The sequence below is a fragment of the Mesorhizobium sp. P2_E7 genome, assembly GCF_056403855.1.
In genome coordinates this window covers 1,359,980-1,374,149 of record NZ_JBFUER010000001.1, presented here as the reverse complement: position 1 = coordinate 1,374,149, position 14,170 = coordinate 1,359,980, and the positions used below count along the sequence as shown (strand labels likewise).

Annotated in this window: 26 protein-coding genes; all 26 read left to right on the top strand. The window is 61.8% G+C overall.

What is annotated here, in order from left to right:
• The first annotated feature begins 12 nt into the window (after positions 1–12).
• The 26 genes from rpsJ to AC1DYC_RS06875 all read left to right on the top strand — a co-directional run bounded on the left by rpsJ (position 13) and on the right by AC1DYC_RS06875 (position 14,155).
• The gene (gene rpsJ, locus AC1DYC_RS07000; RefSeq protein WP_010909272.1) at positions 13–321 is read left to right on the top strand and encodes a 30S ribosomal protein S10; all 309 of its coding nucleotides are present in this window, start codon (positions 13–15) and stop codon (positions 319–321) included.
• 61 nt (positions 322–382) lie between these two features.
• Positions 383–1,096: a 50S ribosomal protein L3 gene (gene rplC / locus AC1DYC_RS06995; protein ID WP_112395064.1), complete on the top strand. Its 714-nt coding sequence runs from the start codon at positions 383–385 to the stop codon at positions 1,094–1,096.
• Positions 1,096–1,716, top strand: a complete 621-nt coding sequence (gene rplD, locus AC1DYC_RS06990) for a 50S ribosomal protein L4 (protein ID WP_023672750.1) — start codon at positions 1,096–1,098, stop codon at positions 1,714–1,716. The genes rplC and rplD overlap by 1 nt, the downstream gene beginning before the upstream one ends.
• Complete coding sequence (locus AC1DYC_RS06985) at positions 1,713–2,006, top strand: 50S ribosomal protein L23 (RefSeq protein ID WP_023672751.1); 294 nt, start codon at positions 1,713–1,715, stop codon at positions 2,004–2,006. Before rplD ends, AC1DYC_RS06985 begins: the two co-directional genes overlap by 4 nt.
• Positions 2,007–2,028: 22 nt before the next feature.
• On the top strand, positions 2,029–2,862 hold the full coding sequence (rplB, locus tag AC1DYC_RS06980; protein WP_023706515.1) for a 50S ribosomal protein L2: 834 nt from the start codon (positions 2,029–2,031) through the stop codon (positions 2,860–2,862).
• A gap of 16 nt (positions 2,863–2,878) precedes the next feature.
• A complete protein-coding gene (rpsS, locus tag AC1DYC_RS06975) occupies positions 2,879–3,157 on the top strand; it encodes a 30S ribosomal protein S19 (protein WP_006205463.1) in 279 nt (92 codons plus the stop codon).
• Positions 3,158–3,159: 2 nt separating this feature from the next.
• Positions 3,160–3,549 carry a 50S ribosomal protein L22 gene (rplV, locus tag AC1DYC_RS06970; RefSeq protein WP_006205462.1) on the top strand — a complete coding sequence of 130 codons (390 nt, stop codon included), beginning with the start codon at positions 3,160–3,162 and terminating at the stop codon, positions 3,547–3,549.
• On the top strand, positions 3,549–4,274 hold the full coding sequence (gene rpsC, locus AC1DYC_RS06965; RefSeq protein WP_013895697.1) for a 30S ribosomal protein S3: 726 nt from the start codon (positions 3,549–3,551) through the stop codon (positions 4,272–4,274). The genes rplV and rpsC overlap by 1 nt, the downstream gene beginning before the upstream one ends.
• A 26-nt stretch (positions 4,275–4,300) precedes the next feature.
• Complete coding sequence (gene rplP, locus AC1DYC_RS06960) at positions 4,301–4,714, top strand: 50S ribosomal protein L16 (RefSeq protein WP_006205460.1); 414 nt, start codon at positions 4,301–4,303, stop codon at positions 4,712–4,714.
• A 13-nt stretch (positions 4,715–4,727) separates the two neighbouring features.
• Positions 4,728–4,928, top strand: a complete 201-nt coding sequence (rpmC, locus tag AC1DYC_RS06955) for a 50S ribosomal protein L29 (RefSeq protein WP_006205459.1) — start codon at positions 4,728–4,730, stop codon at positions 4,926–4,928.
• An 11-nt stretch (positions 4,929–4,939) separates the two neighbouring features.
• Positions 4,940–5,179 (top strand): 30S ribosomal protein S17, encoded by a 240-nt coding sequence (gene rpsQ / locus AC1DYC_RS06950; RefSeq protein WP_296747247.1) that lies wholly within the window; start codon positions 4,940–4,942, stop codon positions 5,177–5,179.
• 71 nt (positions 5,180–5,250) lie between these two features.
• Positions 5,251–5,619, top strand: a complete 369-nt coding sequence (rplN, locus tag AC1DYC_RS06945) for a 50S ribosomal protein L14 (RefSeq protein WP_006205457.1) — start codon at positions 5,251–5,253, stop codon at positions 5,617–5,619.
• 12 nt (positions 5,620–5,631) lie between these two features.
• Positions 5,632–5,946, top strand: a complete 315-nt coding sequence (gene rplX, locus AC1DYC_RS06940) for a 50S ribosomal protein L24 (protein ID WP_013531428.1) — start codon at positions 5,632–5,634, stop codon at positions 5,944–5,946.
• A complete protein-coding gene (gene rplE, locus AC1DYC_RS06935) occupies positions 5,939–6,538 on the top strand; it encodes a 50S ribosomal protein L5 (protein ID WP_477281467.1) in 600 nt (199 codons plus the stop codon). The genes rplX and rplE overlap by 8 nt, the downstream gene beginning before the upstream one ends.
• Before the next feature lie 27 nt (positions 6,539–6,565).
• Entirely contained in the window at positions 6,566–6,871 is a 306-nt protein-coding gene (gene rpsN, locus AC1DYC_RS06930) for a 30S ribosomal protein S14 (protein ID WP_010909282.1), read from the top strand.
• 12 nt (positions 6,872–6,883) lie between these two features.
• Positions 6,884–7,282 (top strand): 30S ribosomal protein S8, encoded by a 399-nt coding sequence (rpsH, locus tag AC1DYC_RS06925; protein WP_006205453.1) that lies wholly within the window; start codon positions 6,884–6,886, stop codon positions 7,280–7,282.
• A gap of 41 nt (positions 7,283–7,323) precedes the next feature.
• The gene (gene rplF / locus AC1DYC_RS06920; RefSeq protein WP_023682603.1) at positions 7,324–7,857 is read left to right on the top strand and encodes a 50S ribosomal protein L6; all 534 of its coding nucleotides are present in this window, start codon (positions 7,324–7,326) and stop codon (positions 7,855–7,857) included.
• Positions 7,858–7,997: 140 nt separating this feature from the next.
• Complete coding sequence (gene rplR, locus AC1DYC_RS06915; protein ID WP_477305564.1) at positions 7,998–8,357, top strand: 50S ribosomal protein L18; 360 nt, start codon at positions 7,998–8,000, stop codon at positions 8,355–8,357.
• A gap of 93 nt (positions 8,358–8,450) precedes the next feature.
• Positions 8,451–9,014 (top strand): 30S ribosomal protein S5, encoded by a 564-nt coding sequence (gene rpsE / locus AC1DYC_RS06910; RefSeq protein ID WP_006333394.1) that lies wholly within the window; start codon positions 8,451–8,453, stop codon positions 9,012–9,014.
• A gap of 24 nt (positions 9,015–9,038) precedes the next feature.
• Positions 9,039–9,236: a 50S ribosomal protein L30 gene (rpmD, locus tag AC1DYC_RS06905; RefSeq protein ID WP_006205449.1), complete on the top strand. Its 198-nt coding sequence runs from the start codon at positions 9,039–9,041 to the stop codon at positions 9,234–9,236.
• 22 nt (positions 9,237–9,258) lie between these two features.
• On the top strand, positions 9,259–9,732 hold the full coding sequence (gene rplO / locus AC1DYC_RS06900) for a 50S ribosomal protein L15 (protein WP_142865528.1): 474 nt from the start codon (positions 9,259–9,261) through the stop codon (positions 9,730–9,732).
• A 256-nt stretch (positions 9,733–9,988) separates the two neighbouring features.
• Entirely contained in the window at positions 9,989–11,329 is a 1,341-nt protein-coding gene (gene secY, locus AC1DYC_RS06895; RefSeq protein WP_192254278.1) for a preprotein translocase subunit SecY, read from the top strand.
• Positions 11,326–11,934 (top strand): adenylate kinase, encoded by a 609-nt coding sequence (locus tag AC1DYC_RS06890; RefSeq protein WP_477404988.1) that lies wholly within the window; start codon positions 11,326–11,328, stop codon positions 11,932–11,934. The genes secY and AC1DYC_RS06890 overlap by 4 nt, the downstream gene beginning before the upstream one ends.
• A 192-nt stretch (positions 11,935–12,126) precedes the next feature.
• Complete coding sequence (gene rpsM / locus AC1DYC_RS06885; RefSeq protein WP_006205445.1) at positions 12,127–12,495, top strand: 30S ribosomal protein S13; 369 nt, start codon at positions 12,127–12,129, stop codon at positions 12,493–12,495.
• 158 nt (positions 12,496–12,653) lie between these two features.
• Positions 12,654–13,043, top strand: a complete 390-nt coding sequence (rpsK, locus tag AC1DYC_RS06880; RefSeq protein WP_006205444.1) for a 30S ribosomal protein S11 — start codon at positions 12,654–12,656, stop codon at positions 13,041–13,043.
• Positions 13,044–13,144: 101 nt separating this feature from the next.
• The gene (locus tag AC1DYC_RS06875; protein WP_032933403.1) at positions 13,145–14,155 is read left to right on the top strand and encodes a DNA-directed RNA polymerase subunit alpha; all 1,011 of its coding nucleotides are present in this window, start codon (positions 13,145–13,147) and stop codon (positions 14,153–14,155) included.
• Positions 14,156–14,170: the final 15 nt, after the last annotated feature.

The following is a 14,170-nucleotide window of genomic DNA, read 5'->3' as shown; positions in this document are numbered from 1 at the left end:
AGGAAGTGACGCATGAACGGACAGAATATCCGCATCCGCCTGAAGGCGTTTGATCACCGCGTGCTCGACGCCTCGACGAAAGAAATCGTGTCGACGGCCAAGCGCACCGGAGCAAACGTTCGCGGCCCCATTCCGCTGCCGACGCGGATCGAAAAGTTCACGGTCAACCGGTCGCCTCACGTCGACAAGAAGAGCCGCGAGCAGTTCGAGATGCGCACGCACAAGCGTCTGCTCGACATCGTCGATCCGACCCCGCAGACCGTCGATGCTTTGATGAAGCTCGATCTGGCCGCCGGTGTCGACGTCGAGATCAAGCTCTAAGGGAATGAGAGCGCGGTAAGGGGCGGTGCCCCTGGCCCGGAACTCTAAAGGAATTGAACCGATGCGTTCAGGTGTGATTGCAAAGAAGGTGGGAATGACCCGCATCTATAATGATGCCGGGGAACATGTTCCCGTCACCGTTCTCCAGATGGAGAACTGCCAGGTCGTGGCTCAGCGCACGCAGGAGAAGAACGGCTACACGGCCGTTCAGCTCGGCGTTGGCCTTGCCAAGGTGAAGAACACGTCGAAGGCGATGCGCGGCCATTTCGCGACCGCTTCCGTCGAGCCGAAGGCGAAGGTCGCCGAGTTTCGCGTCTCCGCCGACAACATGATCGATGTCGGCGCCGAGATCACTGTCGAGCACTTCGTCGCCGGCCAGAAGGTCGATGTGACGGGCACGACGATCGGCAAGGGTTTCCAGGGCGTCATCAAGCGCCACCACATGGGTGGTGGCCGCGCGACGCACGGTAACTCGGTTTCGCACCGTACGCACGGTTCGACCGGCCAGCGTCAGGACCCGGGCAAGGTGTTCAAGGGCAAGCATATGGCTGGCCACATGGGCGACACCCGCGTCACCACACAGAATGTCGAGATCGTTTCGACCGACGCCGATCGCGGCCTGATCCTGATCCGCGGTGCGGTTCCCGGATCGAAGGGCGCCTGGATCCTGGTCCGCGATGCGGCCAAGGTGGCACTGCCGGCCAATGCGCCGAAGCCTGCCGCGATCCGCGCCGTTGCGAAGAACGAGGCTCCGGCCGCAGAGGGAGCAGAATAATGGATCTCAAGATCACAACGCTTGGCGGCAAGGACGCCGGCAAGGTGAAACTCTCCGAGGAGATTTTCGGCCTTGATCCGCGCGAGGACATCCTGCAGCGCGTCGTGCGCTGGCAGCTGGCCAAGCGCCAGCAGGGCACGCACAAGGCCAAGGGTCGCGCGGAAATCGCGCGTACCGGCGCCAAGATGTACAAGCAGAAGGGTACGGGCCGCGCTCGTCACCATTCGGCACGCGCTCCGCAGTTCCGCGGCGGCGGCAAGGCTCACGGCCCGGTCGTTCGCAGCCACGAGCACGATCTGCCGAAGAAGGTGCGCGCTCTGGGCTTGCGGCATGCTCTCTCGGCCAAGGCCAAGAGCGCGTCGATCATCATCATCGACGAGCTGAAGCTGACCGAGGCCAAGACGAAGGCGCTGATCGCGAATTTCGCGACGCTGGGCCTGACCAACGCTTTGGTGATCGGCGGTGCCGAGCTTGACCAGAACTTCAAGCTGGCGGCGACCAACATCCCGAACATCGACGTGCTGCCCATCCAGGGCATCAACGTCTACGACATTCTTCGCCGCGGCACGCTGGTCCTTTCGAAGGCCGCCGTCGAGGCTCTCGAGGAGCGCTTTAAATGACCGACCTTCGTCATTACGACGTGATCGTCTCGCCGGCGATCACCGAAAAGTCGACCATGGCTTCCGAGAACAACCAGGTCGTCTTCAACGTCGCCAAGAAGGCGTCGAAGCCGGAAATCAAGGCCGCTGTCGAAGCGCTGTTTGGCGTCAAGGTTACGGCCGTGAACACGCTTGTCCGCAAGGGCAAGATCAAGCGCTTCCGCGGCACGATCGGCCGCCAGAGCGACGTCAAGAAGGCGATTGTGACGCTGGCCGATGGCCAGTCGATCGACGTCGCGACGGGTCTCTGAGCTAGGCCGCGAGGACAGGACAATGGCACTTAAAAAATTCAACCCGGTAACGCCGAGCACCCGTCAGCTGGTCATCGTCGACCGCTCGGGCCTCTACAAGGGCAAGCCCGTCAAGGGCCTGACCGAAGGCCTGACCAAGTCGGGCGGCCGCAACAATCACGGCCGCATCACGGCCCGCTTCATCGGCGGCGGTCACAAGCGTTCGTACCGCATCATCGACTTCAAGCGCCGCAAGTTCGACGTTGTCGGCACGGTCGAGCGTATTGAATACGATCCGAACCGCACCGCCTTCATCGCGCTGATCAAGTACGACGATGGCGAGCTGTCCTACATCATCGCTCCGCAGCGCCTTGCCGCCGGCGACAAGATCGTGGCCGGTGAATCGGTCGACGTGAAGCCGGGCAATGCGATGCCGCTGGCCTCGATGCCGGTCGGCACGATCGTCCACAACATCGAGCTGAAGCCGGGCAAGGGCGCTCAGGTTGCCCGTTCGGCCGGTGGCTACGGCCAGTTGGTCGGTCGCGATCAGGGCATGGCGATCCTGCGCCTCAACTCGGGCGAGCAGCGTGTCGTTCACGGCTCCTGCATGGCCACCGTCGGCGCCGTGTCGAACCCCGACCACGGCAACATCAACGACGGCAAGGCCGGCCGCACGGTCTGGCGCGGCAAGCGCCCGCACAATCGCGGCGTGACCATGAACCCGGTCGACCATCCGCATGGCGGTGGTGAAGGCCGCACCTCCGGTGGCCGTCATCCGGTCAGCCCGTGGGGCAAGCCGACCAAGGGCAAGAAGACGCGGTCCAACAAGGCGACCGACAAGTTCATCCTGCGCTCGCGCCATCAGCGCAAGAGCTAAGAAGAGGTAACGCCAAGTGACTCGTTCTATTTGGAAAGGCCCCTTCATCGACGGCTACCTTCTCAAGAAGGTGGACAAGGTTCGTGAAGGTGGTCGCAATGAGGTGATCAAGATGTGGAGCCGTCGCTCCACCATCCTGCCGCAGTTCGTCGGCTTCACCTTCGGTGTCTACAACGGCCAGAAGCATGTTCCCGTCTCGGTGAACGAGGACATGGTCGGTCACAAGTTCGGTGAATTCGCTCCGACCCGGACCTATTACGGTCACGGCGCGGATAAGAAGGCGAAGAGGAAATAATCATGGGCAAGGCCAAAGCTCCGCGCAGGCTTGCTGACAACGAAGCGCGCGCCGTTCTGCGCACGATCCGTATCAGCCCGCAGAAGCTGAACCTGGTTGCCGCGCTGATCCGCGGCAAGAAGGTCGCGACAGCGCTTTCCGACCTCGAATTCTCGGCCAAGCGGATTTCCGGCACGGTCAAGAAGACGCTGGAATCGGCGATCGCCAACGCGGAAAACAACCACGACCTCGACGTCGATGCGCTGATCGTGGCGGAAGCCTATGTCGGCAAGTCGATCGTCATGAAGCGCTTCCATGCTCGTGGTCGCGGTCGCGCCAGCCGTATCGAGAAGCCGTTCTCGCACCTCACGATCGTCGTTCGTGAAGTCGAAGAAAAAGGGGAGGCCGCATAATGGGCCAGAAAGTCAATCCGATCGGTCTTCGCCTCGGCATCAACCGCACCTGGGATTCGCGCTGGTTCGCGAACACCGGCGAGTACGGCAAGCTGCTGCATGAGGACATCAAGATCCGCAAGTATCTTGAGAAGGAACTCAAGCAAGCTGCGATCTCCAAGGTCGTGATCGAGCGTCCGCACAAGAAGTGCCGCGTCACCATCCATGCGGCGCGTCCGGGTCTGATCATCGGCAAGAAGGGCGCCGACATCGAGAAGCTTCGCAAGAAGCTGATGGAGATGACGAAGTCCGAGACGCACCTCAACATCGTTGAAGTGCGCAAGCCGGAAATCGACGCGACCCTGGTCGCCCAGTCGATCGCCCAGCAGCTCGAGCGTCGTATCGCGTTCCGCCGCGCCATGAAGCGCGCCGTTCAGTCGGCGATGCGCCTCGGTGCCGAAGGCATCCGCATCAACTGCGCCGGCCGTCTCGGCGGCGCCGAGATCGCGCGCATGGAATGGTACCGCGAAGGCCGCGTGCCGCTGCATACGCTGCGCGCCGATGTCGACTACGGCACGGCCGAAGCGAACACGGCTTACGGCATCTGCGGCGTCAAGGTCTGGGTGTTCAAGGGCGAAATCCTCGAACACGATCCGATGGCTTCGGAGCGTCGCGCGACCGAGGGTGATGCTGCGCATGGCGGTGGTGGTGATCGCGAACGCGGTCGTCGTCGCGAAAACGCCTGATTATTTAGGAATTTGGAGTTAGAACGATGCTGCAGCCAAAGCGCACAAAGTTCCGCAAGCAGTTCAAGGGCCGTATCCATGGTACCGCAAAGGGCGGCACCAACCTGGATTTCGGTGGTTTCGGGCTGAAGGCGCTTGAGCCGAACCGCGTCACCGCGCGTGAGATCGAGGCGGCCCGCCGCGCGATCACTCGTGAGATGAAGCGCGCCGGCCGCGTGTGGATCCGTATTTTCCCCGATGTGCCGGTAACGTCGAAGCCGACCGAAGTGCGCATGGGTAAGGGTAAGGGCGCGGTCGATTACTGGGCGGCGCGCGTCAAGCCGGGCCGCATCATGTTCGAGATCGACGGCGTCAACGAAGAAACCGCCCGTGAGGCGCTGCGTCTCGGCGCGGCCAAGCTCTCGGTCAGGACGCGCTTCGTACAGCGCATCGCAGAATAAGGACGGGCTGATCATGAAAGCCGAAGACATCCGGACCAAGACCCAGGACCAGCTGACCGACGATTTGGCCAGCCTGAAGAAGGAGCAGTTCAACCTGCGCTTCCAGAAGGCCACCGGCCAGCTCGAGAAGACCGCGCGCGTGAGGCAGGTCCGCAAGGACATTGCGCGTATCAAGACCATCGCTGCGGAAAAGTCCGCGGCCAAGAAGGCTTAAGGACGAAAACCATGCCAAAGCGCATTCTGCAGGGCACCGTCGTCAGCGACAAAAACGAGAAGACGGTAGTCGTCAAGGTCGAACGGCGCTTCACGCATCCCGTGATGAAGAAGACCGTGCGCATGACCAAGAAGTACAAGGCGCACGACGAGAACAACGCCCACAAGGTCGGCGACGAGGTGTTCATCCAGGAATCGAAGCCGATTTCCAAGGATAAGCGCTGGATCGTCGTGTCTTCGGACCAGGCGTAAACAACGAATTTTGGACAGACCGGGGAGGGGCTTTGAGCCCGTCCCGTTAGAAAAGAAGAAGGCGGCCAGTCATGATTCAGATGCAAACAAACCTCGACGTCGCGGATAATTCCGGCGCGCGTCGTGTCATGTGCATCAAGGTGCTGGGCGGCTCGAAGCGGAAATACGCTTCCGTGGGCGACATCATCGTGGTGTCCATCAAGGAAGCCATTCCGCGCGGCCGCGTTAAGAAGGGCGATGTGATGAAGGCGGTCGTGGTTCGCACGGCCAAGGACATCCGCCGCCCGGACGGCAGCGTGATCCGTTTCGACAAGAACGCGGCCGTTCTCGTCGACAACAAGAAAGAGCCGATCGGCACGCGTATCTTCGGACCGGTTCCGCGCGAACTCCGCGCCAAGAACCACATGAAGATCATCTCGCTCGCGCCTGAAGTGCTGTAAGGAGCCGGACCAATGCAAAAGATTAGAAAAGGCGACAAGGTCGTCGTGCTGGCCGGCAAGGACAAGGGCCGTTCGGGCGAAGTCCTCTCGGTTCAGCCGAAGGAAGACACCGCGCTGGTGCGTGGCGTCAACATGATCCGCCGTCACCAGAAGCAGTCCCAGTCCCAAGAGGGCGGGATCATCACCAAGGAAGCGCCGATCCAGCTGTCGAACATCGCGCTGGCCGACCCCAAGGATGGCAAGCCGACCCGCGTCGGTTTCATCTTCCAGAAGGACGGCAAGAAGGTGCGCGTCGCCAAGCGCTCGGGAGAAGTCATCAATGGCTAAGGCTCAAACCACGAAGCCCAAGGCTGAAAGCAAACAGTCCAAGGCCAATAACACGCCGCGCCTCAAGCAGGTCTACAACGAGACCATCCGCAAGGCGTTGCAGGAGCAGTTCGGCTACGACAACGAGATGCAGGTTCCGCGCATCGACAAGATCGTACTGAACATGGGCGTCGGCGAAGCGACCGCGGATTCGAAGAAGCCTTCGATTGCGGCCGAAGACCTGGCGATGATCGCCGGCCAGAAGGCCGTCGTCACCCGCGCCCGCAACTCCATCGCCGGCTTCAAGGTCCGCGAGAAGATGCCGATCGGCGCCAAGGTCACGTTGCGCAAGGAACGCATGTACGAGTTCCTCGACCGCCTCGTGAACATCGCACTGCCGCGCGTCCGCGACTTCCGCGGACTGAATCCGAAGAGCTTCGATGGCCGTGGCAACTACGCCATGGGCATCAAGGAACACATCGTGTTCCCGGAGATCAACTACGACAAGGTTGATCAGATCTGGGGCATGGACGTCATCGTTTGTACGACTGCGAAGACGGACGACGAAGCCAGGGCATTGCTCAAGGCCTTCAACTTCCCCTTCCGCCAGTAACGGCAGCGAGAAAAGGAAAAATCTGAAATGGCAAAGACCAGCTCAGTCGAGAAGAACAACAGGCGCCGCAAGCTTGCCGACCAGTACGGTCCCAAGCGCGCTGCGCTGAAGGCGATCATCATGGACCAGTCCAAGCCGATGGAAGAGCGCTTCCGCGCTCAGCTGAAGCTGGCTGCCCTGCCGCGCAACTCGGCCAAGATCCGCATCCGCAACCGCTGCGAAGTGACGGGGCGCCCGCGCGCCTACTATCGCAAGCTCAAAGTATCGCGCATCGCGCTTCGTGATCTCGGCAATAACGGCCAGATCCCGGGCCTGGTCAAGTCGAGCTGGTAAGGAGGACATAACATGTCATTGAGCGATCCTCTCGGCGATATGCTGACCCGCATCCGCAACGCGTATGGCCGCAAGAAGTCGAGCGTCTCGACGCCGGCCTCGCGCCTGCGTACCCGCGTCCTCGACGTGCTGAAGGCTGAAGGCTATATCCGCGACTACAGCCAGACCGACTTCGACAACGGCAAGTCCGAGATCGAAATCGAGCTGAAGTATTTCGACGGTGCTCCGGTCGTGCGCGAAATCGCCCGCGTCTCGAAGCCGGGCCGCCGCGTTTACGTCTCGGCCAAGTCGATCCCGCACGTCGCCAACGGCCTCGGCATCGCCATCCTTTCGACGCCGAAGGGCGTGATGGCCGACCACGAAGCACGCGAACAGAATGTCGGCGGCGAAATCCTCTGCCAGATTTTCTAATTCGGCAGACCTGAAACAAGAGAAGTGACGAGGACAAACAAATGTCTCGTATTGGAAAGAAACCCGTTTCGCTGCCGCAGGGCGTGACCGCGACCGTCAACGGCCAGACCGTGACGGCGAAGGGCCCCAAGGGCGAGCTGAAGTTCGTGGTGAACGACGAAGTGCTGGTCAAGATGGAAGGCAGCGAGATCGCTGTCCAGCCGCGTGACCAGACCAAGACCGCCCGCTCCAAGTGGGGCATGTCGCGCACGCAGATCGTCAACATTCTGCAGGGCGTCAAGGACGGTTTTGAGAAGAAGCTCGAGATCACCGGCGTCGGCTATCGCGCCGCCCTTCAGGGCAAGAACCTGCAGCTGGCTCTTGGCTTCAGCCATGACGTCGTCTACGAGACGCCGGCTGGCATCACGATCACTGTGCCGAAGCCGACGGAAATCACCGTGACCGGCATCGACAAGCAGCAGGTCGGCCAGGTCGCCGCCGAGATCCGCGAGTATCGCGGTCCCGAGCCTTACAAGGGCAAGGGTGTCCGCTATGCCGGCGAGAAGATCGTCCGCAAGGAAGGCAAGAAGAAGTAGTAGGTCTGGCCACGAAAAGTTGCAGACTTTTCGGAAAAGGCCAAGCCAAAGAAATGCAACGCCGCGGGGAGCGGTCGCGGGAGGCGCTTTCGCCTACCGCATAGGGCGGCCCCCGTTTTTTGAAGGCAAGGAAGACCACCATGGCTAACAAGGAATCCATCCAGCGCCGCGCGCAGCGCGTTCGTCGCCAGATCAAGAAGGTCGCCGGCGAGCGTCCGCGTCTGTCGGTTCACCGCACGTCGAAGAACATCTACGTGCAGGTCATCGACGACGCCAAGGGCCACACCATCGTCGCCGCTTCGACGCTCGAGAAGGACCTCAAGGGTTCGCTCAAGACCGGCGCCGACACCGCGGCTGCGGCCGCGATCGGCAAGCTGATCGCGGAGCGCGCCACCAAGGCTGGCGTCAAGGAAGTCGTCTTCGACCGCGGCGCGTACATCTATCACGGCCGCGTCAAGGCGCTGGCCGAGGCCGCCCGTGAAGGTGGTCTGAGCTTCTAATTTCGCCCCCGGCGACCGTTTCCCGATTTATTCGGGGCGAGGCGCCGGATCTTATCAGCAACCGTGCTTCCGGAAAAAAACAAGGAACAGGATATGGCACAGGAACGTAGGGATGGCGGCCGCGGCCGCGATCGTGAAGAGCGCGATGACGGCATGGTGGACAAGCTCGTCCACATCAACCGCGTCGCCAAGGTCGTCAAGGGCGGCCGTCGCTTCGGTTTTGCAGCACTCGTCGTCGTCGGCGACCAGAAGGGCCGCGTCGGCTTCGGTCACGGCAAGGCGCGCGAAGTGCCGGAAGCGATCCGCAAGGCAACCGAATCGGCCAAGCGCGACATGATCTTCGTGCCGCTGCGCTCGGGCCGCACGCTGCACCACGACGTCGAGGGACGCTGGGGTGCGGGACGCGTGCTGCTGCGCGCTGCCAAGCAGGGTACCGGCATCATCGCCGGCGGCCCGATGCGCGCTGTCTTCGAGACGCTCGGCATGCATGACGTGGTTGCCAAGTCGATGGGTTCCTCGAACCCCTACAACATGGTTCGCGCCACGTTCGACGCGCTGAAGAGCCAGATGCATCCCAAGGATGTGGCTGCTGCGCGCGGCATCAAGTATTCGACCCTTCAGGCCCGCCGCGGCACCGCCGTTGCGGCTGAAGAATAGTCGATCTGACCAGGGATTTTGACCATGGCCAAGAAAGCAACCAAGACCATCACCGTTGAGCAGATCGGTTCGCCGATCCGCCGTCCGAAGGAACAGCGCGCGACGCTGGTCGGCCTCGGCCTCAACAAGATGCACAAGCAGCGCACGCTGGAGGACACTCCCTCGGTGCGCGGCATGATCGCTGCCGTCCAGCATCTCGTCCGCGTCGTGGACGAGGGCTGAGCAAAAGCGCAGGAGAACCCAGATGAAACTCAACGATCTGCGTGACAAGGACGGCGCGACGCACTCCAAGAAGCGTCTCGGCCGTGGCATCGGCTCCGGCTCGGGCAAGACCGGCGGTCGCGGCGTCAAGGGCCAGAAGGCACGCTCCGGCGTCGCCATCAACGGCTTCGAGGGTGGCCAGATGCCGCTCTACCGGCGCCTGCCGAAGCGTGGCTTCAACAACATCTTCGCCAAGAGCTTTGTCGTCGTGTCGCTGGCCCGTATCCAGACCGCGCTCGATGCCAAGAAGCTCGACGCCAAGGCGACCGTGACGGCCGAGGCACTGGTTGCCGCAGGCGTCATCCGCCGCGTCAAGGACGGCGTGCGCATCCTCTCGGATGGCGAGCTCAAGGCAAAGCTTGCCTTCGACGTCGCCGGCGCCTCCAAGGCTGCGATCGAGAAGATCGAAAAGGCCGGCGGTTCGGTCAAGCTGCCGGAAGCGGCCGCTGCCGAGTAACGGCAATTTGAAGCGCACCAGGCAGGAACGGTATTCGTTTTTGCTCACGATTGCGCTTTGATCCGATCAATTGAGCGGCCGCGTCAACGCGGCCGCTTGCATGTTGAGAGCCCGGAGCTTATCTCGTGAGCTTCGGTGACACGCGCCGCCTGAGCTGCGGGCATCGAGCGTGACATAGAAATCAAGAAGTAGCGCATGATGTTATCCGAAAACCGCTTCACACTTTTCGGCATCATGCTCTAGCGGAGAATCAGGCATGGCTTCGGCTGCAGAACAACTAGCCTCGAATCTGAATTTTGCGGCCTTCGCCAAGGCGGAGGACCTGAAGAAGCGAATCTGGTTCACCGTAGGCGCGCTGCTCGTCTATCGCCTCGGCACCTATATTCCGCTGCCCGGCATCAACCCCGATGCCTTCGCTCAGGCCTTCTCTTCGCAGGCCAAGGGCGTGCTCGGCATGTTCAACATGTTTGCCGGCGGCGCCGTGCAACGCATGGCGATCTTCGCGCTCGGCATCATGCCTTACATCTCGGCCTCCATCATCATGCAGCTGATGACCTCGGTCATTCCGTCGCTGGAAGCGCTGAAGAAGGAAGGCGAGCAGGGCCGCAAGGTCATCAACCAGTACACGCGCTACGGCACGGTGCTTTTGGCGCTGGTGCAGGCGTATGGCATTTCGGTGGGCCTCGAAGGCGGCAACGGCATCGTCAACGATCCCGGTATGTTCTTCCGCATCTCGACCGTCGTCACGCTGGTCGGCGGCACCATGTTCCTGATGTGGTTGGGCGAGCAGATCACCGCGCGCGGCATCGGCAACGGCATTTCGCTGATCATCTTCTCCGGCATTGTGGCCGGCCTGCCACGCGCCATCTCCGGCACGCTGGAACTCGGCCGCACCGGTGCGCTATCGACTGGCCTCATTCTCGCAATCATCGTGCTGGCCATCATCGTCATTGCGCTGATCGTCTTCTTCGAGCGCGCCCAGCGCCGCCTGCTGATCCAGTATCCGAAGCGCCAGGTCGGCAACCGCATGTTCCAGGGCGACACCTCGCATCTGCCGCTGAAGCTCAACACGTCGGGCGTCATTCCGCCGATCTTCGCCTCGTCGCTGCTGCTTTTGCCGGCAACGGTCGCCGGCTTCTCGCAGACGACGAACCTGCCGGCCTGGGCCAGCACCGTGCTCGCCTCGCTCGGCCACGGCCAGCCGCTCTATATGCTGTTCTATGCGGGCATGATCGTGTTCTTCGCCTTCTTCTACACGGCCATCGTGTTCAATCCCAAGGACACCGCCGACCAGCTCAAGAAGCATTCCGGCTTCATTCCCGGCTACCGTCCGGGTGAGCGCACCGCCGATTACATCGACTATGTCCTGACGCGCATCACCGTCGTCGGCGCCATCTATCTGGTGCTGGTGTGCCTGCTGCCCGAATTCCTGATTTCGGCGACTGGCGTACCATTCTACCTCGGTGGCACATCGCTTCTGATCGTGGTCAGTGTAACCCTCGATACGGTGGCGCAGATTCAGGGTCACCTGATCGCGCACCAGTATGAGGGCCTGATCAAGAAGTCGAAGTTGCGCGGGGGGAAGAAGGCCAGATGAGATTGATATTGCTTGGGCCGCCAGGAGCGGGCAAGGGGACGCAAGCACAAAGACTGGTAGACAAATACGGCATACCCCAGCTGTCGACGGGCGACATGCTGCGGGCTGCCGTGCAGGCCGGCACCGAAGTCGGCAAGCGCGCCAAGGCGGTGATGGATGCCGGCGAGTTGGTATCCGACGCCATCGTCAACGCCATCGTGGCCGAGCGCATCGATCAGCCCGATTGCGGCAACGGTTTCATCCTCGACGGCTATCCGCGCACGTTGGTGCAAGCCGATGCGGTTGAATCGATGCTCGCCGAGCGCGGCATCGGCCTCGACGCCGTGATCGAGTTCGTCGTCGACGACAAGGCGCTGGTCGGCCGCATCGTCAAGCGCGCCGAAGACGCCAAGGCCGCCGGCCAGCCGGTGCGCAAGGACGACAACCCGGTGGTGTTCGAAGAGCGCCTGCGGGAATATTACAAGAAGACCGCTCCGCTGATCGGCTATTACTACGCCAAACGCACGCTGAAGAGCGTCGACGGCATGGCCGGTATCGACACTGTGACGGCGGAGATCGAAGCTCTGCTCGCCGCAGTACCGCGGGAGACCGTTACGGCAAAGTAAAGATTGCGCTTGACTGGAACGGTTCGCTGGGTTATGGCGGCCCGTCTTCCTATCAGGCATGAGGCTTGCTTGTCCGCAAGGGCAAGGCAGCCGCATTGAAACTAGGAAACTCCCGCATGGGCCGGCCTCCACCGGACGCGGGGAATTTTGGATAGCGCTGGTTCGTCCAGCCCACATGGAGAAGAGAAGAATATGGCTCGTATAGCCGGCGTCAACATTCCGACCAACAAGCGCGTCGTCATTGCGCTTCAGTACATTCACGGCATTGGCAAGAAGTTCGCCCAGGAGATCGTCGACAAGGTCGGCATCCCGGCCGAGCGCCGCGTCAACCAGTTGACCGACGCGGAAGTGCTGCAGATCCGCGAGACCATCGACCGCGACTACCAGGTCGAAGGCGACCTGCGCCGCGAAGTCTCGATGAATATCAAGCGTCTGATGGACCTCGGCTGCTACCGTGGCCTGCGTCACCGCCGCTCGCTGCCGGTTCGCGGCCAGCGCACGCACACCAATGCACGCACCCGCAAGGGCCCGGCCAAGTCGATCGCCGGCAAGAAGAAGTAATTTAGGGGAATAAGGGAGTAGGGGAGTAAGGCAGTAGGGAATGCCCGTCGATCGGGGCGCATTTTTCCCTACTCCCTTACTGCCCTATTCCCCTACTCCCTTTGTAAGGTGGAGCCGCTGGCATTACGGCGGTGTAGAGATCAACTGAAAGGACTATCATGGCCAAGGAAGCCGCTCGTGTTCGCCGTCGCGAACGCAAGAACATCTCGTCGGGCGTTGCCCACGTCAATTCGACCTTCAACAACACGATGATCACCATTACCGACGCGCAGGGCAATTCGATTGCCTGGTCGTCGGCCGGTGCCCAGGGCTTCAAGGGTTCGCGCAAGTCGACCCCGTTCGCAGCCCAGATGGCTGCCGAAGACGTCGCCAAGAAGGCCCAGGAACACGGCATGCGCATGCTCGAAGTCGAGGTCTGCGGACCCGGCTCCGGTCGTGAATCGGCGCTTCGCGCCCTGCAGGCGGCCGGCTTCACCATCACCTCGATCCGTGATGTGACGCCGATCCCGCACAATGGCTGCCGCCCGCGCAAGAAGCGCCGCGTCTAAGACATTACCGAACGCCGCGCGAGCGCCTCTGGCGCTCCTCCACGGCACTCCAGGTCGCCCGCCACGATTGGATGGTGGCGGGTCAACGGAAGGAAAGCATCATGATCCAGAAAAATTGGCAGGAACTGATCAAGCCGAACAAGATCGAGTTCTCGTCGAAGAAGAAGACGCTGACCACGCTGGTCGCCGAGCCGCTCGAGCGCGGCTTTGGCCTGACGCTCGGCAACGCGCTGCGCCGCGTGCTTCTGTCTTCGCTGCGCGGTGCGGCTGTGACCGCCGTGCAGATCGACGGCGTTCTGCATGAATTCTCGTCGATCGCCGGTGTGCGTGAAGACGTGACCGACATCGTGCTCAACATCAAGGAAATCGCCATCCGGATGGAAGGCGATGGTCCCAAGCGCATGGTCGTTCGCAAGCAGGGTCCGGGTGCGGTTCTGGCTGGCGACATCCAGACGGTTGGCGACGTCGAGATCCTCAACCCCGACCACGTCATCTGCACGCTGGACGAAGGCGCTGAAATCCGCATGGAATTCACCGTCGACACCGGCAAGGGCTATGTCCCGGCAGAGCGCAACCGCGCCGAAGACGCGCCGATCGGCCTGATCCCGGTCGACAGCCTGTATTCGCCGGTCAAGAAGGTCTCCTACAAGGTCGAAAACACCCGCGAGGGCCAGGTTCTCGACTATGACAAGCTGACCATGACCATCGAGACCGACGGTTCGATCTCGGGTGAGGACGCGGTGGCTTTCGCCGCCCGCATCCTGCAGGACCAGCTTGGCCTGTTCGTCAACTTCGACGAGCCGCAGAAGGAAGTCGCCACCGAAGCCGTCACCGAGCTCGCCTTCAACCCGGCGCTGCTCAAGAAGGTCGACGAACTCGAGCTTTCGGTGCGTTCGGCCAACTGCCTGAAGAACGACAACATCGTCTACATCGGCGATCTCATCCAGAAAACCGAAGCCGAGATGCTGCGCACCCCGAACTTCGGCCGCAAGTCGCTGAACGAGATCAAGGAAGTCTTGGCGGCGATGGGCCTGCACCTCGGCATGGAAGTGCCGGACTGGCCGCCGGAAAACATTGAAGACCTCGCCAAGCGTTACGAAGACCAATATTGAGCATGAATTCCAAGG